The organism is Salinibacterium sp. UTAS2018, from assembly GCF_004118935.1.
GTDB lineage: Bacteria > Actinomycetota > Actinomycetes > Actinomycetales > Microbacteriaceae > Rhodoglobus.
This window is the reverse complement of the sequence record NZ_CP035375.1, coordinates 2,604,102-2,622,680: the sequence shown is the minus strand read 5'-3', so window position 1 is coordinate 2,622,680 and position 18,579 is coordinate 2,604,102. Positions and strand designations below refer to the sequence as shown.

The 18,579-nt window shown below is 62.4% G+C and carries 20 protein-coding genes and 1 riboswitch; of the genes, 13 read left to right on the top strand and 7 right to left on the bottom strand.

Annotated features, from left to right (window positions below; all coding sequences use genetic code 11):
• The first annotated feature begins 4 nt into the window (after window positions 1-4).
• Window positions 5-787, top strand: a complete 783-nt coding sequence (locus ESZ53_RS12505) for a GNAT family N-acetyltransferase (RefSeq protein ID WP_168187248.1) — start codon at window positions 5-7, stop codon at window positions 785-787.
• Between the two features lie 902 nt (window positions 788-1,689).
• Here the strand turns inward: ESZ53_RS12505 and ESZ53_RS12500 are convergent.
• The 3 genes from ESZ53_RS12500 to ESZ53_RS12490 are packed head-to-tail and all read right to left on the bottom strand — an operon-like array spanning window position 1,690 to window position 4,024.
• Complete coding sequence (locus ESZ53_RS12500; RefSeq protein ID WP_129073128.1) at window positions 1,690-2,295, bottom strand: ATP-binding cassette domain-containing protein; 606 nt, start codon at window positions 2,293-2,295, stop codon at window positions 1,690-1,692.
• Window positions 2,286-3,344 (bottom strand): hypothetical protein, encoded by a 1,059-nt coding sequence (locus ESZ53_RS12495; RefSeq protein ID WP_129073127.1) that lies wholly within the window; start codon window positions 3,342-3,344, stop codon window positions 2,286-2,288. Before ESZ53_RS12495 ends, ESZ53_RS12500 begins: the two co-directional genes overlap by 10 nt.
• Before the next feature lie 32 nt (window positions 3,345-3,376).
• Window positions 3,377-4,024 (bottom strand): hypothetical protein, encoded by a 648-nt coding sequence (locus tag ESZ53_RS12490; RefSeq protein ID WP_129073126.1) that lies wholly within the window; start codon window positions 4,022-4,024, stop codon window positions 3,377-3,379.
• Window positions 4,025-4,535: 511 nt separating this feature from the next.
• Between ESZ53_RS12490 and ESZ53_RS12485 the strand changes: the two genes are divergently transcribed.
• From ESZ53_RS12485 to ESZ53_RS12430, 12 genes are all read left to right on the top strand, one after another.
• On the top strand, window positions 4,536-5,009 hold the full coding sequence (locus ESZ53_RS12485; protein ID WP_129073125.1) for a hypothetical protein: 474 nt from the start codon (window positions 4,536-4,538) through the stop codon (window positions 5,007-5,009).
• A gap of 51 nt (window positions 5,010-5,060) precedes the next feature.
• A complete protein-coding gene (locus ESZ53_RS12480) occupies window positions 5,061-5,816 on the top strand; it encodes an HAD family hydrolase (RefSeq protein ID WP_129073124.1) in 756 nt (251 codons plus the stop codon).
• A gap of 107 nt (window positions 5,817-5,923) precedes the next feature.
• Window positions 5,924-6,078, top strand: a riboswitch (FMN riboswitch).
• A gap of 101 nt (window positions 6,079-6,179) precedes the next feature.
• Window positions 6,180-7,376, top strand: a complete 1,197-nt coding sequence (gene ribD, locus ESZ53_RS12475) for a bifunctional diaminohydroxyphosphoribosylaminopyrimidine deaminase/5-amino-6-(5-phosphoribosylamino)uracil reductase RibD (protein ID WP_129073123.1) — start codon at window positions 6,180-6,182, stop codon at window positions 7,374-7,376.
• A 2-nt stretch (window positions 7,377-7,378) separates the two neighbouring features.
• Window positions 7,379-8,002 (top strand): riboflavin synthase, encoded by a 624-nt coding sequence (locus ESZ53_RS12470; protein WP_129073122.1) that lies wholly within the window; start codon window positions 7,379-7,381, stop codon window positions 8,000-8,002.
• Window positions 7,999-9,291, top strand: a complete 1,293-nt coding sequence (ribB, locus tag ESZ53_RS12465; RefSeq protein WP_129073121.1) for a 3,4-dihydroxy-2-butanone-4-phosphate synthase — start codon at window positions 7,999-8,001, stop codon at window positions 9,289-9,291. The genes ESZ53_RS12470 and ribB overlap by 4 nt, the downstream gene beginning before the upstream one ends.
• Window positions 9,291-9,764, top strand: a complete 474-nt coding sequence (gene ribH / locus ESZ53_RS12460) for a 6,7-dimethyl-8-ribityllumazine synthase (protein ID WP_100389547.1) — start codon at window positions 9,291-9,293, stop codon at window positions 9,762-9,764. The genes ribB and ribH overlap by 1 nt, the downstream gene beginning before the upstream one ends.
• 77 nt (window positions 9,765-9,841) lie before the next feature.
• Window positions 9,842-10,333, top strand: coding sequence for a hypothetical protein (locus tag ESZ53_RS12455; RefSeq protein ID WP_168187247.1), 492 nt, complete (start codon window positions 9,842-9,844; stop codon window positions 10,331-10,333).
• 195 nt (window positions 10,334-10,528) lie between these two features.
• Window positions 10,529-11,551, top strand: a complete 1,023-nt coding sequence (locus ESZ53_RS12450; RefSeq protein ID WP_129073119.1) for a hypothetical protein — start codon at window positions 10,529-10,531, stop codon at window positions 11,549-11,551.
• A 10-nt stretch (window positions 11,552-11,561) separates the two neighbouring features.
• Window positions 11,562-11,942, top strand: a complete 381-nt coding sequence (locus tag ESZ53_RS12445) for a YidH family protein (RefSeq protein WP_129073118.1) — start codon at window positions 11,562-11,564, stop codon at window positions 11,940-11,942.
• The gene (locus tag ESZ53_RS12440; protein WP_129073117.1) at window positions 11,939-12,304 is read left to right on the top strand and encodes a DUF202 domain-containing protein; all 366 of its coding nucleotides are present in this window, start codon (window positions 11,939-11,941) and stop codon (window positions 12,302-12,304) included. Before ESZ53_RS12445 ends, ESZ53_RS12440 begins: the two co-directional genes overlap by 4 nt.
• 210 nt (window positions 12,305-12,514) lie before the next feature.
• Window positions 12,515-14,386 carry an ABC transporter ATP-binding protein gene (locus ESZ53_RS12435; protein WP_129073116.1) on the top strand — a complete coding sequence of 624 codons (1,872 nt, stop codon included), beginning with the start codon at window positions 12,515-12,517 and terminating at the stop codon, window positions 14,384-14,386.
• 93 nt (window positions 14,387-14,479) lie between these two features.
• On the top strand, window positions 14,480-15,088 hold the full coding sequence (locus tag ESZ53_RS12430) for a hypothetical protein (RefSeq protein ID WP_129073115.1): 609 nt from the start codon (window positions 14,480-14,482) through the stop codon (window positions 15,086-15,088).
• An 18-nt stretch (window positions 15,089-15,106) separates the two neighbouring features.
• Here ESZ53_RS12430 and ESZ53_RS12425 read toward each other — a convergent pair whose 3' ends face one another.
• The 4 genes from ESZ53_RS12425 to ESZ53_RS12410 are packed head-to-tail and all read right to left on the bottom strand — an operon-like array spanning window position 15,107 to window position 18,551.
• A complete protein-coding gene (locus ESZ53_RS12425; RefSeq protein WP_129073114.1) occupies window positions 15,107-15,907 on the bottom strand; it encodes an RNA methyltransferase in 801 nt (266 codons plus the stop codon).
• A gap of 1 nt (window position 15,908) precedes the next feature.
• Window positions 15,909-16,508, bottom strand: a complete 600-nt coding sequence (locus tag ESZ53_RS12420; protein ID WP_246837317.1) for a hypothetical protein — start codon at window positions 16,506-16,508, stop codon at window positions 15,909-15,911.
• Window positions 16,505-17,089 carry an isochorismatase family protein gene (locus ESZ53_RS12415; RefSeq protein WP_129073113.1) on the bottom strand — a complete coding sequence of 195 codons (585 nt, stop codon included), beginning with the start codon at window positions 17,087-17,089 and terminating at the stop codon, window positions 16,505-16,507. Before ESZ53_RS12415 ends, ESZ53_RS12420 begins: the two co-directional genes overlap by 4 nt.
• Before the next feature lie 37 nt (window positions 17,090-17,126).
• Entirely contained in the window at window positions 17,127-18,551 is a 1,425-nt protein-coding gene (locus ESZ53_RS12410) for a D-alanyl-D-alanine carboxypeptidase/D-alanyl-D-alanine-endopeptidase (protein WP_210403797.1), read from the bottom strand.
• Window positions 18,552-18,579 lie beyond the last annotated feature (28 nt).

Below are 18,579 nucleotides of genomic sequence, written 5' to 3'. Positions count from 1 at the left end.
CCACATGCAGCCCGTCGACCTGACGACCGAACGCCTCACCCTCGACGCGCTCGCAGACGCCGATGTCGACGTGATGACCTCCTACTGTCAGGACACGGTGCTCAAAGACGCGGTTCCTATCCCGTGGCCCTACGAGCGGGAGCATGCGGATGGGTTCATCAATGAACTCGCACCCCGGTGGTGGGCAGAGGGCTCAGAATTCACGTGGGCGATTCGCCGCATGGGCGACCCGCTGCTGCTCGGCGTTGTTGGATTTAACGTGAAGAGCGCCGCGATCGGGTATTGGTTGGGCGCTCCCCACCGCGGCAATGGCGTCATGCCCGAGGCTGTCGCTGCGGCCGTGAGCTGGCTTCATTCGGCAGGTCACTCTGAGCTGCACTGGGAGGCGGTCGTGGGAAACGTCGCGTCGGCTCGCGTTGCCCAGAAAGTCGGGTTCGAATACACCGGCACGGCGCCCGCCCTGGGGCGATTCCGCGACGACACTCGCCCCTGTGCTGGCACGCTCGCAGGGGTGACGGCAGCGGTGCAAGGTCTGCTGAAACAGCATCCGCGGCTCTGCCGCGGCCGTCGGAATAAACGTGTGCGAGCAATTCTGGGCCGCTCAGCGATCGCGGAAGTATGCGAGCGCTCGTGCGGAATTGATAGTCGCGACTCCGAGAAGAACACCCGCAAGGCTGCCCAACACTCCTGCGCCAATCGTCAATACCGCGTACTGAACCACAGATGCCCCAACGCCAACGCCGAGCCATCCGGCGACGACGACGGATGTCGCAAGAGTCAGAATTGAGGCGCACCCTAGCCACGCCCCCGACTCCAGCAGGAGTTGACACGCTTGAGCCGCAGGACGCATTCCGATCGAACGAGCGGCCGCTAGTTCCAGTTTTCGCAAGCGAACTGCCACGAGTCCTAGCCCGAAAGCTGTTGCACCCACCGCGTATCCCAGAAAGGCTGTTGGCCTACTCCGGTACAGCGATTCACCATCAAAGGTTGCGCCGAGCGAGGAGTTGAGTTGGCTCACGACGGAAGGGTTCTGTCGGAGATCTTCCCCGACCATTACTGATGACGACAGTAGCGATCGGACTCGATCAGACTCTGGCCACACCACGACCCAGCATTGATCGAATGATCCTGCCGCAGGAACCGTTTGGAGCGCGGAATAGCCCAACTCTCCTCGTCGTCCGTCGTCCGGAAAATTGAAAATGCCCGCGACCGTAACGGCCCGATCCTGCAGCACTAGTGGCTCGAGCACCGTTAGCCCGAAGGCGTCAGCAACTTGAGCAGAGAGGAACACTCCGTTCGAGTGCGAATCTTGACCCATCAGAACCCGGGTGAGCCGTGGTGTCGCATCGAACGTGGGGAGTTCCACCCCCGGAGTTGCCGCTGGCGTCAAGGGCAATCGTGCGGTTCGTATTGCCCCTGCTGCACGAACGTTCGGAAGCTCCGCCATGGACTCACACTGGGAGCCGTCGATCCTACCTTCCGCTTCGACTATGAGCGTCGACGAGCCTGACCGTTGATAGGTGTCCGCGGCACGCGCGAGATCCGCAGTGATCGCGCTGTCCCACAGGAAGCTCCCGCCCACTACAGCAAACCAGATGCTACCGAAAAGTACGGCGCGTGTGGTTCGGGACGCAAGGTTTCTCCACGCCTCCGAACGAAGCGATCGAAAACTGATTCCGGTGTGCTCGCTCATGCTTGAGCTCTTGCTAGGTCAAGCAAATCTGAACAGGAGGCCCGGGTACCTTCATCGTGGGTTGCGATCACCACAATGCAGCCATGACCGCGCAAGCGTTGGAGGGACTGATTCACAGTCTCCGCCGTGGACCTGTCGAGCTGAGCCGTAGGTTCATCAACAAGGAGAAGATCAGGCGACGAGGCAATGGCTCGGACTAGCATGAGCCGCTGAGCTTCACCTCCGGAAAGATATCGGAACTTCGTTGACTGGACAGACGCCAGGCCGAACTCCTCGAGCAAGCGCGACGCGTGTACCTGGGCATCGGCACGTTCCCACCCTCGCACCATGAACGGCAAAGACACATGATCTAACGCGGTCCTTCCGGCAACACCATGGGGATTTTGAAACACCCAGCTAACTTTCGAAGGTGGAGTTCGGATGACGCGCCCCTGCGTGGGCGTGATGTCCCCGGACATGATTGCCAGAAGAGTGCTCTTGCCTGACCCCGAGGGCCCAACAACGGCGTAGCTGCGGCCAACATCCAAGGTGACATCGATACCGGTAAAGAGTGTGCGACCCTCGTCGTACTGGTGCCCCACTCCTTCAAGGATCAGGGACATCGCGTTCTGGGCGGCGGTGACAATTCCACCTCTTCCGGCGGCGCACCGTCGAACCTCACGAGAGTGAAACCAAGGTCGGCGCTAATGATGGTGCCGTGAACGGTAACGTTCCCTTCTCGAACGCACGCTGTCTCCCGTGCGATACCGAAGAGCGCCGAGGGCGGCACCGATGCCACCTGAATGGGTTCCACGAGCCGAACCGTGCCTTTGAAGACAGAGTTAGCCGGATCGGCCGCGAACGCCCTGAAGTCTGCGGTCGCTGCGATCGCTGACCACGACTCAGGATCGACAGTCCCATCATCATTCACTGACGCAGTGACATCGTTGATGACGAGCACGCGGGGATTGGCCGGCAGCGCGCTCGGCAGCCTGCTGAGCCGAAGCGACGAGATGAGATGTGGCAGGTCTGCGAGTACGGTCCCTGAGCTCACGGAAGCCCCGACCCCAGAATTACATCCTGTGATTTCGTTCGAGCCGCTGGATAGCCACACGACAGACGACGGTGGCACTTCCCACAGGTAGTCAGCGTTTTCCACGTGATTACGTCTCAGTGCGTTGAAAAACTGAATCGTGCGCCCATCCAAAATGCCGTCTACATCACCATTGGACCCGAGGGCCGACAGCGCATCTTGAAAGCTCTTCACATCCGGCCCACGCATCCCTTCGGAAAGCGGACGCCAGAGCGGCTGAGTGGTGTGAAGATTAATGAGTGGTTCCCCGTCAACACTAAACGTCGATGCCCCCGACACCGCAACTACACCGGGGCTGCAACTGCTCGCAGTTAACAAGCCCTCCGCTTGGGAGACTAACCCCACGGAGGGTTGAACCGTCAGCGTGAGATCGACTGTTCGCGCATCGTCGAAGTCTTGATAGCTGAGCTCGAACTGCTCGACAGGATGTGGCACTGCGAGTTCATCAGGGAGCGAAATTCTCCCCAGTGCCCACCCGAGACCTCCTACCGTTGCGACAATGATCGCCAAAGTCGCGACGAACAACCCGCGCCTGCCGGAACGTTCGGGCGAACGTTGCACCGTATCCAAGGTCGCCACGCGGTCAGAACGCTCGGGAGCGCGGCGGATTATCACTGCCCGGGAGCCAGAGAATCGTCAAGAATGCCGAGCGGGTCGTGGACGCAGTCGCGCACTTCTTGTGAATTCCATTGAAGCCCCGTTTGTTCTTGCAGATCGTTTGCGTATTGCGCGACGGTGTACGTCGAGCCAACGATTGATCGCGATTGCAAACAGCTCACGACAATCGTGTATTCGTCTTTATTGTCTGGATTGCGACGGATGCTCTCATAGAGAAAAGCAACCGCGCCGACTGTTTGCTTCTCGCAGGATGGGACAGCGTCATTGGTGACTTGAGCTTCGTCAAGCTTTCCGAGATCAGTTGTGGAAAAGCCTCCATCGGCGCTCAATGTGACTGTGATTCCGAGATCTTCCAGGCACTGCTTGAAGTCGTTGCGTAGCTCGACGTATTCAGCTTCCTGAATCACACCGTCTGCAATAACCTCACGTTGGTGATCGTTCGTGTTCTCCGACAAGTAAACTCGACCAAAGAGATCGGCCCACGGGCCCTGAAAGTCGGGCACCGCTCCCGTGAATGTTCCAGCGCTCGTCGAATTCGTGTTGCTACCCGCAGGGTCCCCCTCCGTTGAACATCCCGAAATGAGGGAGGCAGCAGCGCACGCCGCCAACAAAAGGATGAACGCGGATCGGTTGTGGCTCATGCAGCTATAGCGTGTAGAAGTTGTAGGTGTACCACTCGTTAGAGGGATAGTTCGCATTCTGCCAGGACGTTCGCCCATGGCTCACGTAGGGCGCCCAGTGGATAGTGCCACGCTCTTTGATCACGCTACGAACCATCTTGTTTGTGCACTTGCTTGCGGAGTTAACTGCCCGTGATTCCGAGTAGTAGCCGCAGTAACCCGTGTCCGCAAGGGCTGCGGGAGCCCCTAGGAGGGCCGCGACACCTAACGCAGCCGAGACTGAAATGGCGGTCGTCACTCTGCTGATTATGTTCATGATGGGTTGGCTCCCTTGCTTCCACGTATTGAGATGACTTCTCTGCCGATATTGTTAAAGTTGAGTATTCCACCGCATAAGGCGCCTTGTCTACCCCCCGTCCACTGTTCCGAAGCAATCGCTTACTTGACTGGTTTCGTGCTCAGAGCAGGCTTGTTTCGCGCAGAGGCTCCATCGACTCCGCGCAACGCAACAGCATTCCGATATCGTGATCGAGTGACTCACTTCGGGGACGGGCATGCTGAACCACAGGGGCACTTCCCGATGGCCGGCTTCTACCAATCAGAGCCACTCGCTACGAGCGTGGCTGTACCTCTGAGCGCCCACACATCCGCGGTGCGACTCATCGTCTTCATGCCGATTGCGCAGGCTCTGATCGTGACAGCGCACGTGATCGGAATGCGCGGAACGACAACCTGGCTGTTCTTGGGCTTCACCATGGGAGTCGGGGCAGCGCTGTCTTGTGTGTTGGCGTGGGCAGATCGTAGCGAACTCGAACATCGTGGGTTTTCGCGAATACCGTCGCCACTCTGGGCCCTCCCCTTGCCGATTATCTATCTCGCGCTTCGTGGGTTTGCCGCTGAGAAGAACGATTGGACAGCCCATCGGCCCACATGGGTGCATTCGGCCCTGTTTGCGACGCTGATCGCAATCGGATGCATCGTTATGATTTTTGACACACTCTTTTAGACGCGTCCCCCCGTCTGGATCCCACCCCACCAACGCCGAAACGGACGTGCATTGACCATCACCGTCGCCCTCTTTGACCTTGACGACACCCTGTTTGCCCACCGGGCATCCGTGGATCTCGGTATTCGTAACCACCGACGCTCGTTGGGGGCCGGATTTGCTGCGGGCCCCAGTGCCGACGGCAGTGCGGTATGGCCCGACGACGCCAGTGAAAGCCTGCGCTGGACGGAGCTCGAAGAGCACCACTATCACCGCTACCTCAGTGGCGAACTGACCTTCGAGGGCCAACGCCAAGCCCGCGCCCGCGGTTTCGTCGAGCCCTATGGCGTGATGCTCAGCGACGCCGAATCGAGCGTGTGGTTCGATACCTACTTCGAGGCCTACCGCGACGCATGGCACCTACACGACGACACCTTAGCCTGTCTCGATGCGTTGGATGCCGTCTCCCCCGCCATGCGCGTCGGCATCATCACCAACGGCGAACTCGACTTTCAAACCCGCAAAGTCGAGACTGTCGGTCTCACCCACCGCATCGAACACCTCGTTGCCAGCGGCGAATTCGGGCACACCAAACCTGACCCACGCATCTTTCACCACACCTGCGAACTCTTCGACGTCGAGCCCGCCAACGCGGTCTACATCGGCGACCGACTAGCGACGGATGCGCTGGGAGCCGCGAACGCCGGGCTCACCGGAGTGTGGCTCGACCGCGAGCGCAGCGCGACCACCGACCAGCTCGACGAAGCTCGCGGGGGTGGCGTCAGTGTCATCCACTCGCTTGATGAATTGGTGGGGCTGCTCGACTGAGCCAATATTGCCTACTCCGTCACGCCCTCCCGCCCTGCGTAACAAACTGAGAGGTTGGGGCGGGAATAGTTTGCGGCGAAACGCGTTGAGTAGACTAAGCAAAGCAAAACGTGCTCCGGGGCTCGGTGAGAATCCGAACCGGCGGTTATAGTCCGCGACCCGCGCCGAAGTGACAACTTCGACACGGTTGACCTGGTGAAACTCCGGGACCGACGGTAATGAAGTCGCAAGACTTCTCAGTCCGGATAAGAGGAAGCACGAGCTGAACCAACGAACGTGCCCGCATTCTGGGCGCGATTAGTGGTGCAGTGTGGTTTTTCGAACCCACTTTCCCGGAGCGCGTCCCACGAGACGAGAGCCCGGATGACCACCCCAGAGCAGCCCACACAACAGGGGCAGGCGCAGCAGCAGCTGGAAACGCTGATGCACCATGCGCTGTCATTGGCGAGCCACGGGCCGATCACTGGCGGTAACCCGCAAGTCGGTTGCGTACTCGTGGATGCCACGGGCGAGATTGTGGCCGAAGGCTGGCACCACGGTGCTGGCACTCCGCACGCTGAGGTGGATGCCCTCGCCATGCTAAGTTCGACCGCGCGCGGCGGCAACGCTGCCAGTTCGGGACTCGAAGGTACTGCTGCGAGCATCAGTCTCGACGGCATCGCCGCAGGCCTCACCGCCATCGTCACCCTCGAGCCCTGCAACCACCACGGCCGTACCGGCCCCTGCGCTCAAGCCCTGCTCGATGCTGGCGTGAGCCGCGTCGTCTACGCGGTGTCTGACCCCGGACCGCATTCTGCCGGTGGCGCCGAACGGCTCCGTGATGGCGGCGTCGAAGTCATGGCCGGTATCGCTCAGGCCGAGGCTGAAGAGTTTTTGCACTCGTGGCTGACCGCTGCGCGACTGCAGCGTCCGCACGTGACCGTGAAGTGGGCATCCACCCTCGACGGTCGCGCTGCGGCCTCCGATGGCACGAGCCAGTGGATCACCGGCACCGCCGCCCGCCAGCACGTGCACGAGCAACGAGCGCGCGCCGATGCGATCGTCGTGGGCACAGGCACGGTGCTCGCCGATGACCCGAGCTTGACCGCGCGGGGCGACGCCGGTGAACTGCTCGAGTCGCAACCGCAGCCGGTGGTGCTTGGTCGGCGCGAGATTCCGGCGGCGGCGAAGCTGCGCCAGCACCCCGAGCAACTGCGTCAGTTTGACGGCCGGGACCTTAACGCCGCACTGAGCGAACTGTTTGAGGCGGGCATCCGTCGCGTCTTCGTTGAAGGCGGCCCGACTATCGCGAGCGCCTTCATCGCTGCTGGGCTCGCGGATGAACTGCTCATCTACCTGGCCCCGAAACTGTTGGGCGGGCCCAAGGTCGCGCTCGGCGATCTCGGGGTATCGACCATGGCTGAGGCGAAAGACCTCAGCATCACTGAACTTCGCCCACTGGGCAACGACGTACTGATTGTCGCCCGCCCGGCGGCCAGCATGACAGCAGCCGCCCAACCGGCAGCACAGCACACGGCACCAGAGCCAACGGTCGCCCCGGCGACAGAGACGGAAGCGTAACCATGTTTACCGGAATCATTGAAGAGCTCGGCGATGTCGTCGAGCTGGCCGCGACCGATGATGGCGCCCGCCTCACGGTGCGCGCTCCGCAGGCCGTATCGGATGCCGGCCACGGTGACTCGATCAGCGTCAGCGGCGTATGCCTCACCGTTGTCGATCAGGGCGCCGACTGGTTCACGGCCGACGTCATGGGCGTCACTCTCGACATGAGCACGCTCGGCTCGCTCGCTGCGGGCGCCCGGGTGAACATCGAGCGCGCTATGCAGGTTGGCGATCGTCTCGGCGGTCACATCGTGCAGGGTCACATCGACGGCACGAGCACAGTTCTGAGCGTCACCGATGAGGGCAGCTGGAGCATCCTGCGTTTCAGCCTCACCGAAGAACTCGCACCGCTCGTCGCCCGCAAGGGTTCCATCGCGGTGCACGGCGTCTCGCTCACGGTGAGTGCTGTGGGCCGCGACTGGTTTGAGGTCTCGCTGATTCCCGAAACCCTCACCGCTACAACGTTGGGAGCGCTCGCTGTGGGCGACTCCGTCAACATCGAAACCGACATCCTCGCCCGCCATGTGGCCCGGATGGCCGAGTTCACCGACGCTGATCAGCGCCACGAAAGGACCGAGTCATGAGTCTCGCCACCATCCCCGATGCCATTGAGGCGATCCGCGCGGGTCGCCCCGTCATCGTTGCCGACGATGAGGGTCGCGAGAATGAGGGCGATGTCATCATCTCGGCCGAGCTCGCCAGCCAAGAGTGGATCGCGTGGATGGTGCGCCACTCGTCCGGCTTCATCTGCGCCCCGATGACCAACGAAATCGCCGATGCCCTCGCGCTTCCGCCGATGGTTGCTCACAACGAAGACCCCCGCGGCACGGCGTACACCGTCTCCGTGGATGCCGCGAACCGTCTCAGCACCGGCATCAGCGCCTCCGATCGGGCCCACACTCTGAGGGTGCTCGCTGATCCGCTCTCGATGCCGTCGAGTCTGCACCGCCCCGGGCACATCATGCCGCTGCGCGCGGTCGATGGTGGTGTGCGCGAGCGCGACGGTCACACCGAAGCATCCGTCGATCTCATGAAGCTCGCCGGGTTGCGCCCCGTCGCCGCGATTTCGGAGATCGTGCTCGACTCGGGCGAGATGATGCGCCTGCCCGAACTCATTGAGTTTGGTGCGCGCGAAGACGTGCTCGTCATCACGATTCTGGACCTCATGCACTGGCTCGAAGAGAACCGCTGCGACACCATCCCGGCACCGATCGAACCCATCCCGGAGATGAGTCGCGTGCAGTTCGAAGTCGAAACCACCATCCCGACTGTGCACGGGTCCTTCACCGTGCGGGCCTACCGCGACAACTCGACGGGTGCCGATCACGTTGCGTTCATCGCGCCCGGAACCCTCGAGCGCATCGGCGACGGCCCCACCCTGGTGCGCGTACATTCGGAGTGCCTCACCGGCGAAGCATTTGGTTCTCTCAAGTGCGAGTGCGGCCCCCAGCTCGATGCTGCCCTCGAGACCGTGCACCGCGATGGCGGCGCCGTGATTTACCTGCGCGGCCACGAAGGTCGTGGCATCGGGCTCATCAACAAGCTGCGCGCTTACCGTCTGCAAGAAGATGGGCTCGACACTCTGGATGCGAACCTAGCCCTCGGCCTGCCCGCTGATTCCCGCGATTATGGGGCTGCTGTTGGCATCCTCAAGGATCTCGGAATCTCGTCGGTAAGCCTGCTGAGCAACAACCCCGAGAAGAAACGTCAGCTCGAAGAGCGCGGCGTGATTGTCGGCGAACTCGTGCCCCTCGTCGTTGGCGTCGGCGCCGGTAATGAGGGTTACCTCGAAACCAAGCGTGTCCGCATGGGTCACCAACTTCCCACCACCGCCGTGCTCGCTGAAGCACGACTTACCGCGAAAGGCCTCTGATGAGTGGCGCAGGATCCCCCGAAATTGTTACCGACGCAACCGGCCTCAAGGTCACGATCATCGCTGGCCAATGGCATGAAGTCATCACCAACGGGCTGCTCGCCGGTGCCCACCGCGCCCTCAAGGCAGCCAACGCTGAGGTGACCGAGGTGCGCGTTCCCGGCAGCTTCGAGTTGCCCGTCGCGAGCAAGGCAGCCCTCGATGCTGGGGCGGATGCCGTTGTAGCTCTCGGCGTCATCATCCGAGGAGGCACACCCCACTTTGAATACGTGTCGGATGCCGCCACCAGCGGCCTCACGCAGGTCTCGATCCTGACCGGCAAACCGGTGGGCTTTGGCGTGCTCACCCTCGACGACGAACAGCAGGGCCTCGACCGCGCCGGGCTTGAAGGCTCGAAAGAGGACAAGGGCGAAGAAGCCGCCAACGCTGCCATCGCGACCGCGGTGCTCTTGCGGCAGCTTCGCGGGGAGTAGTTTGTGACGCGGTGGCTAGCGTGAAAGTTTTTCAGTACCCCTAGCCGCTGCTTCAAAACCCGGCCTAGGCTGGCGGTATGCGAAACTCACCACGAATGACGCAGTCTGCTCGATCCCTCGCCGCACTGGTGGTTCTCAGCCTCGCGATCGCGGTTTCCGGATGCACGCCCGGAAGCCCCACCGACGCAGATTCCACTCCGACGCCGACGTTCATCCCGGATGAGGCGAGCGCGTCAGCTTCGGCGGATCCCACGAGCGAGCCGATCGAAAGTACGGCACCCGGCAGCGAAGTCGCGTTCCAAATGGTCGACAAGTTCACACTGTATGAGGACGGACCAGGCACCGTAGTGCTCACGGGCAAAGCCCTCACCGGTGTCTTTCGGGCGGGTGATGGGCTTGAAGTTCTCGGCGGTGGCCCCGATACCGGCATCGTGATCCTTGAAATTCGGATGGGGGTGCCGCTCGCCGCAGTCGATTCGTTGCCCGCTGGCGAATACGGCAGCATCCTCGTCAACGGCAACTGGGACGATTACGACTTCGACGAGAAGTTTGTGCGGCCGACGGAGTAGTTACACGACGAGTTTCCTCAGCGGTGGCTTCGACGCGCACCCCGCGTTCTCGCTATCGCGATTGGACGCAACCTCAGAACTGGCCTGCATACTTGCGATCACCCAAAATTGATGAAAGCTTTAGTATTCGTCGGTTGGGCAAAGTGGGCGCAGCGGGCTGCTGCGCCAAAGCGGGCGTGTATCTGAGGGGGTCACTTGACCAAAAGCGTGATGTGGGCAATTTGCGGAGCGGCAAGCGGCGCGGTGTTCGTATTCGTCGCCGGCATCCTCACGATCCAAGCGTCGGGGCTGGCGGCTGGCGCGCAGTATGCCCTCAATAACTCCGTGCAGTCGATCATCACCCCACGCGTGCCGTACCTGATGATGGGCGCCCTAGCGCTACTGGGTCTGGCCGCTACCTTTGCCCTCACCGTCGCGATGCGCCACCGTTCGCGGGCTTCGCAGTTGGCGTTCATCGGCAGTTTCAGCACTGCGACGCTGCTCCTCGTCATTGCGTCTTTCGCTCTGGGCGCCACGGGTATGACACCAGAGACTCCAATGATTGGAGTAGCACCCGGATGGCAAGGCTGGCTCAATCGCGGCGGGAGTAGCTCCGCTGTTCACCTGGTATTGCTCCTCGCTGTCGGGCTGCTCTGGATGCGGTTACGAAGCCCCCAACGCGCACCTGACGTCGCCACAGCGTCACGACCACAACGTGTGAACACTCTGCTGAGAAGTGCAATGTGGGGACTGCTGGGGATGCTGCTGGGAGTGCTGTTCATCTCCGTCATCGGCATGCTGAGCGCTCAAGTCGCAGCACGCCGATTGGGCGTTGTCCTCGATCTCAACAACATGGTGACAACCATCGCCTCGTCAACTGTGGGATACCTGCCGATGATCGCGATAGCGCTACTGAGCGCTCTCATGGTGTTCGCGCTGACCGTGGCAGTGCGAAACAGGCTCCGGAAATTTCGGGTGGCCTTAGTGGTGGGGTTCAGTGCTGCGACCATCGTGTTGCTGGCGGTCTCCTTCATTCTCGCTCCGCTGAGAGGACCGAAGGCCGGTCTGTCGATAGGAATCGAGCCGGGATGGCTTGGCTGGCTGGCGGAGGGCAGCTCCACGCCGGCGGTGCATATCGTCGTGCTTGTCGCCGTTGGAGCGTTATTGGCATCTTTAAGAACTGCACGATCGACGCCGAAACAATCGGAGTCGGCCGCCAACGCTAGAATCGGGGCATGAAGGATCGCTCGTGACCGAACCAGTACAGCCACCTCCTCGCCGCTTTCCGCGTCGTGTCTACGGCGTCGGCACTGAGCCGGATGCCCGTTTCAGCTTGGCCAACGAGCGCACGTTTTTGGCGTGGATCCGCACCGCCCTCGCGCTGATCGCTGCGGGTGTGGCGCTCGAGGCATTCGTGTTGCCGATCGCTCCGGGATTCCGGATCGGGGCATCCGTGTTGCTGATTTTGTTGGGCGTTCTCGCGCCGATTCAGGCCTGGTTCGGCTGGATGAAGGCCGAGCAGTCGCTGCGGCTCGGGCGCCCGTTGCCCTCCCCTAACCTTGCAGGCCCCATTGGCGGCGGCGTTGTCGTGGCCGGGCTGCTGCTCGCGATCGGTATCCTCCTCCAGTGACGCGCGCCTTCGACCGTCCATTCGATGCCGGCCTGCAAGCGGAACGCACCGCCCTCGCCTGGCAACGCACCGTGCTGTCGTTTGCCATCGCCGCCCTCGTCTCCGCGCGCCTCCTGCTCAACACCGTCAGCATCGGCAGCTACGCCGTGGCAGCGCTCGGACTCATCATGACCGCCGTGCTGTTTTGGGTAGGGCATCGTAGATACCGCACCGTGCATACGAAGCTCGTCCAGGCATCCACCGACCGCATTCGCCTCACGAGTGCGGCGCCGCTCTTCCTCTGGGCGCTGGCCGTCTTCGTGCTCGCCGTTGTCGGCGCTGTCTTCGCCGCGCTCGGCATCGTCGCGACCCTGTGGTCGTAGTCGGCTAGGCGCTCACCGCGCATCGCGAGCCCCCGGCGTCGCCCGTCCGCACCATCCAGCGGAGTAGCGGCATCCGCACACAGATACACCGGATGTTGTACGCAGCATCCAGCGGAAAGGCATAGTGTTTTAGAGGCTGATTGCTGATGCCGATGCCGCTGAACACTCGCGGCACCTTCGCCCTCCAGTTTTGGGACAACGAGAAACTTCATGAGCTCGACTTCACACACCGCTGCACCGCGTCGCGGACGTTCTGGATCACGCGACAACCCCGACGACGGCCCCCGCGCGAAGTTCAGCGAGCTGCTCCCCTATCTCTTCGAGCACCGCAAGGTCATGATCTTCGTAATCATCCTCAGTGTGCTTGGCGCGGGCGCTTCGCTCGCGCAGCCGCTGCTCGTCAGCCAGGTCATAACGATCGTTGAGGCCGGCGAATCGCTCGGCACCCTCGTGTGGCTGCTCATCGGCCTCGTCGTCATCTCGGGTCTCATCAGCGGTTACCAGCACTACCTTCTGCAGCGCACCGGCGAAGGTGTCGTGCTCTCGAGCCGCCGTCGCCTAGTGAGCCGGATGCTCAACCTGCCTATCTCGGAATTCGACCGTCGCCGCACCGGTGACCTCGTCTCGCGTGTCGGCAGTGACACGACCCTGCTGCGCGCCGTACTGACGCAGGGGCTCGTTGAAGCAATCGGTGGCTCCATCACCTTCATCGGTGCGCTCATCGCGATGCTCATCATCGACCCCGTGCTGCTCGGCCTCACGGTGCTCGTGATCGCGATCGCGGTTGTCACCGTCACGACCCTCTCGAAGCGCATCCGCGTCGCCAGCCAACGCGCTCAGCGCAAGGTTGGTGACCTCGCTGCTGCCGTGGAACGGGCGATCTCCGCCGTGCGCACGCTGCGAGCATCCAACGCCACCGAGCGTGAAATCGAAGCCGTGAACGAAGACGCGCTCGGCGCCTGGAAGATGGGCATCAGCGTCGCCAAGATCTCGGCCCTCGTTGTTCCGATTGCCGGAATCGCCCTGCAGGTATCGTTCCTCGTCGTGCTCGGCGTCGGTGGCTACCGCGTCGCTAGTGGCGCCATCGAGATCGCCGACCTCGTCGCGTTCATCCTGTTCCTGTTCCTCATGATCATGCCGCTCGGCCAAGCCTTCGGCGCCGTCACCGCGGTCAACCAGGCGCTCGGTGCGCTCGGCCGCATCCAAGAGATCATCAAGTTGCCGAGCGAGCTCGAATCCGACGTCAACGTCGTTGCCGTTCCCAGCATCGAATCGGATGCCGCGATCACTTTCGAGAACGTCGAGTTCTCGTACCCCCGCGATTCGGTGCTCGTGAAAGCCGAAACGGAACTGGCCGCGCTCAAGCACGCCGGCACCGAATCCGATGCCAAAGAAATCGACCTCACCGTTCTGCGCGGAGTCAGCTTCACCGTGAAGCGCGGCGAACGTACCGCCATTGTTGGCCCCTCCGGCGCCGGCAAGAGCACCATTCTGGCCCTCGTCGAGCGCTTCTACGACCCGACCGGTGGTGTTGTACGCCTCGGCGGCGACGACCTCCGTGCCCTCAATCGTGAAGAGCTGCGCGCGCAAATCGGGTACGTCGAACAAGACGCTCCCGTACTCGCCGGCACCATCCGCCAGAACCTTCTCATCGGGGCCCCCAACGCCACCGACGAGGAATGCACCGAGGTCATCGCAGCCGTGAACCTCACGGGCGTACTCGAACGCAATCCTGCCGGTTTGGATGCCGCGGTCGGCGAAGACGGCGTGATGCTCTCCGGTGGAGAGCGCCAGCGTCTCGCTATCGCCCGCACGCTGCTCGCGGCTCCCCCGATCCTGCTGCTCGACGAATCGACCTCCAGCTTGGACGGCCTCAACGAGCAAATGCTCCGCGAAGCCATCGACGCTGTCGCCGAGAACCGCACGCTCATCGTGATCGCGCACCGTCTCTCCACCGTCGTCGACTCCGACCAGATCGTCGTGCTCGACAAGGGCAAGGTTGTGGGCGTCGGAACCCACTCCGAGCTCGTGAAGTCGACCCCGCTCTACAAGGACCTCGCCAAGCACCAGCTGCTCGTTTAGCGGCTCGCGGGTGCGCTGCTTCGGCAGTGCGCCCGCTCGCTAGAGCGCTGGCGCTGCTGTGACGCTGGCGCATTCGTGAGTACGCTCGATTCCATGGCGATCGCAGCAGCACCCCTCCCCGAACGCGGAGATGGATTGTTCGCGCTCGATTTTGTCCCGCCTTCGCACCATGGGCTTCGCCTTGTTCGAGTTTTCTTGCCTGTCCTTGATCGTGAACTGCTGCCTGTGCGGTGGTCGAAGTTTGTGGATTTCGACCTCACGCCTGCGTCCCTTTCGTGGTGGGAACTGCTGGAACAAGCCGGCCAAGAGTTTCCCGAAGTCCACACCCTCGCATCGTGCGGCGGCGAGCTAGATGAGGCGACAGCTGATGCGCTCCGCGACGCTATTGGCGACACCCAGCTACACTCGCTGCGCTGGGACGGCTACTGGGAGAACCCGGCCTCGGCTTCGCCGGTGTACGTCCACGAGCACGAGTACTCGCTCGCTCCGCTTCGTCGCTCGGAACTGGCGCCCGGAATGCGAGTTCCTGAGTTCGTGTGGGACGACGCTGCCACCTTCGCGTGGGGCTCACGTCTCTATCCCGATTCGTTGATAGTCGCCTGCGACCCGGATCGCTTCGCCCAATTCCACGCCGATCCGCGACTTGACGTCATCACCGTCCGACCAGAACGCGACAGTCTGCCAGCGAGCTTTGGCGACTGATCGCCGCCGCTGACAGTTTTACTCGACCGCGAGCGCGAACATCGCGACCGCGGCGGTCGCCGCAACGTTGAGCGAGTCGATGCCGTGCCGCATCGGGATCTGCACGATCGTGTCGGCAGCATCGATCGCGTCGCGGGTAAGACCGTGGCCCTCGGTGCCGAGCACGAGCGCGACCTTCTCGGGAGCATCCGCCGCATAATCGCGCAGCGACACCGCACCGTCCTCGAGGGCGAGCGCCGCAATCTGAAAGCCGGATGCCGTGAGCAGCGCCCGAGTGTCTGTCCAGTTGCCGATGCGTGTCCACGGCACCTGCAGCACGGTTCCCATCGAGACGCGGATCGCGCGGCGGTAGAACGGGTCGGAGCACTGCTCGGTGACGAGTACGGCATCCGCCCCGATCCCGGCGACCGAACGGAAGATCGCGCCGACGTTGGTGGGATCAACGACGTTTTCGAGAATGACGATGCGGCGAGCATCCGCCAGCAACTCGCTCGGAGCAGGAAGCGGCGGGCGGTGCATCGACGCGATAACACCACGATGCAGCACGTAGCCGGTCAGCTCGGCGAGCAGCGACCCGTCCCCAGTGAAGATGGGAACGTCATCGCCCACGAGCTCAACGATCTCGTCCACCGAAGTACCGAGCGCGAGCACCGAACGCACGTGGTGACCGGAGCGCAGAGCGCGCTGCAGCACGAGTGTCGACTCGGCGAGGTAGAGCCCGTGCTCGGTGCCTTGAGCTTTGCGCAGCGCGACGTCCGTCTGATGGGAGTAGTCAGCCAGACGCGGGTCGCTGAGCTCGGTGACGGGGATGACGGGCACGCTACAGGGCCCGACTCACGCGAATAAGAATCACAGTACGGCCATCGGCACGCTGCCCGCTTGCCGCCTCGAAACCGGGGCCGGTAACCGATTCAATTCCCTCGTAGAGCAGGAGGTTGTCGAGCCCCAGCGCATCGGCTTCCGCAGCCCACGACAGCGTGGGAGCCACCCGGTAGTCACCGGAGCGCAAGGGATCAGCAGCGCCATCGGGCAAAACCACCGTGGCGTGCAACAGACCCGCGACATCCTCTACGGTGGCGAACTGAACACTCTCTACCTCGACGCCCTCGGGCAGAGCGATGCTGGAAAATTCTGCAATTTGCTCGGCGGAGACATCACTGCAGGTACCCTCCGAGGCGTCGCACAGCAGATCGTTCGTCGGCCACAACGATGTGAAGAGCACGGCACCGCCCACAAACGCCAGCCCGATTACTAGCCCAATACCCACGAGGAGGGCAAGAAGCCGCAAACCCAGCCCCTTGCTGGGCGGAAGAACATCAGACTCGGCGACAAAACCGGGGAGGTGAAGCTCGTCGCCGTCGGCGCTGTCATCGCTGCCATCGACACCGGCGCTGGGCTCCGGCGCGGACGAGCTGATCACGCGTCGCTCGAGACCAGTGCGATGCCCGTCTCTGCCATCGTCGCGAGAGCCGCTGCGCTCGAGTCGGGGGCAACGCCGGCGACGAGGCCGGTCAACACCGACACGTCGCGGCCGCTGCCCGCCGCATCCAGAGCAGAGGCAAGAACGCAGTAATCGGTGGCTATCCCGGCTACATCGACGGTGTCGATGCCAAGGCGGGTCAGCAGCGCCGGGACGGTTTCGCCGTCGTCGGTCGTGCCCTCAAAGATCGAATACGCCGGAACGCCCTGCCCTTTGCGAACGTGCACGTTCACTAAAGAGGTATCGAGGGCAGCGTGGTAGTCAGCGCCGGGCGTGCCCGCTACGCAGTGGACCGGCCACGTGTCGACGAAGTTGGGTTCGGCATCCGTCGCAAAGTGGCCACCGTTGCTGTTGTCGGCGTCATGCCAGTCGCGGGAGGCAATGACTACGTCGTAGCGGTCAGGATTCGCCCGCAGATAATCGGTGATTCCGGCCGCAACAGCGGCACCGCCGTCGACGCCTAAAGCGCCGCCTTCGGTGAAATCATTCTGGACGTCAATAACGAATAGCGCAGCAACCACGCTGCCAGTCTAAGTCGCGAGCGCCAAGAGAACAGCGCTAGTAGTCAGAGAGACCATTGCCGCAGGCGTAGACGCCAGCGACAAGGTTATCGATCGCTGTGCGGGCATCGTTGGAGATGCCCTCTCCGATGGCGTAGAACGCAAAGGCGAGTTCCGTGCCGTCTTTGGCCGTGAGCACCCCGCCAAGAGAGTGCTCTTGGTTGGTCCAGCCTGACTTTGCGACGACCTGCCCCTCCACCGCAGCAGCATCGCCTTCAAAGCGGTTATAAAGGTCCCCGCTCTTGCCGCCGATCGGGAGCATCGAAAACGCAGCTCCGAGCGCTCCGCTATCTTCCGAACCCTTAGCCATGAACTGGGCGACGAACAGAGGCGGCACCTGGTTCTTCGGGCTGAGCCCTGAGCCATCAGTAATCGTGATCGTGGCGGCATCCTCGAGTCCGGCATCCGTCAACGAACTTTGAATCGCCTGGTCGAGTGTGCTTGCGGCACCGCTCAAGCCCAGTTTCTTAGAAACAAGACGAGCCAATGCCTCTGCAAGCGAATCGTCGCCGCTAATCAGCATCTGTTCCACCAGCACGTCCACTGGCTGAGATTTCACTTCGGCAAGAACAGTGGTACCGACGGCAGCTCCCGTGGAGAACGTGACAGCGGGAAGCCCGGCAGCTTGAGCGAAGGCTTCCCCGGCGGTCTTCACCGGATCGGTGCCACGCGGGCTGACCGCAACGGTGGCGTCGGCACGATCGCCGTCTACCATCAAAGCCGTCACGGACGAGTGGTAACCGCCGGTGCGCTCACGCTCAGGCCAATTCGAGTCCCAAGCATCGGAGACGTTCCAGAGAGAGGCATCGAGCACGATCTCGGTGATCGGTACGCCGGGGTGCAGTTCTTCGTAACGAGTCATCGCCTGCGAGGCGAGATCAGAAATTTGCGGGGCATCACGATAGTACGAAGCGTTTGTCGTCGCGAGGGTGGGATCTCCGCCGCCGACCAACACGATCACGCCTGGTTGCGAGCCATCGATCACCGTGGTGCTGATGCGAGAATCCGCACCCAAAGTCTGGAGTGCGGCAGCAGCAGTGAACGCGGTCACGATGTGAGCGGGGCTCGCAGCCTCTTCTGCCGAACGATCCCACAGCACCTCACCGGAGGCGGCATCCGTCACTACTCCTACCAAGGAAGGGAAGGTGTCGACGCTGGCAAAAGCATCGACCGAACAGGTGCGAATCCCGACAGCGTCGGGGGTAACATCCGGTTGGCTCCGCTGTTCGACAGTGACTTCGTCTGGGGTGACATCAACTGCCGAGTCAACAGAGCCAACCGAAATTCCGGCGAATACTGCTACTCCTGCGAGTAGGGCGAATAGTACGGCGGCCACCGTCACCGTGGATGCGGTGGGGTGCTCGGCAATAAACGCGCGTATTCCTCCTGGCGCTTTCGGCTCGCTGCTGGCTGAATCAGTCACCCGGTTATAGTACCCGGATGCACGGACT

What these genes read in the sequence shown, in the direction of transcription:
- ESZ53_RS12455 (WP_168187247.1), top strand. Translation starts at nt 9,842, where the DNA reads ATGCGAAACTCACCACGAATGACGCAGTCTGCTCGATCCCTCGCCGCA.
- ESZ53_RS12490 (WP_129073126.1), bottom strand. Translation starts at nt 4,024, where the DNA reads ATGAGCCACAACCGATCCGCGTTCATCCTTTTGTTGGCGGCGTGCGCT.
- ESZ53_RS12505 (WP_168187248.1), top strand. Translation starts at nt 5, where the DNA reads ATGCAGCCCGTCGACCTGACGACCGAACGCCTCACCCTCGACGCGCTC.
- ESZ53_RS12430 (WP_129073115.1), top strand. Translation starts at nt 14,480, where the DNA reads ATGGCGATCGCAGCAGCACCCCTCCCCGAACGCGGAGATGGATTGTTC.
- ESZ53_RS12500 (WP_129073128.1), bottom strand. Translation starts at nt 2,295, where the DNA reads ATGTCCCTGATCCTTGAAGGAGTGGGGCACCAGTACGACGAGGGTCGC.
- ESZ53_RS12470 (WP_129073122.1), top strand. Translation starts at nt 7,379, where the DNA reads ATGTTTACCGGAATCATTGAAGAGCTCGGCGATGTCGTCGAGCTGGCC.
- ribB (WP_129073121.1), top strand. Translation starts at nt 7,999, where the DNA reads ATGAGTCTCGCCACCATCCCCGATGCCATTGAGGCGATCCGCGCGGGT.
- ribD (WP_129073123.1), top strand. Translation starts at nt 6,180, where the DNA reads ATGACCACCCCAGAGCAGCCCACACAACAGGGGCAGGCGCAGCAGCAG.
- ribH (WP_100389547.1), top strand. Translation starts at nt 9,291, where the DNA reads ATGAGTGGCGCAGGATCCCCCGAAATTGTTACCGACGCAACCGGCCTC.
- ESZ53_RS12435 (WP_129073116.1), top strand. Translation starts at nt 12,515, where the DNA reads ATGAGCTCGACTTCACACACCGCTGCACCGCGTCGCGGACGTTCTGGA.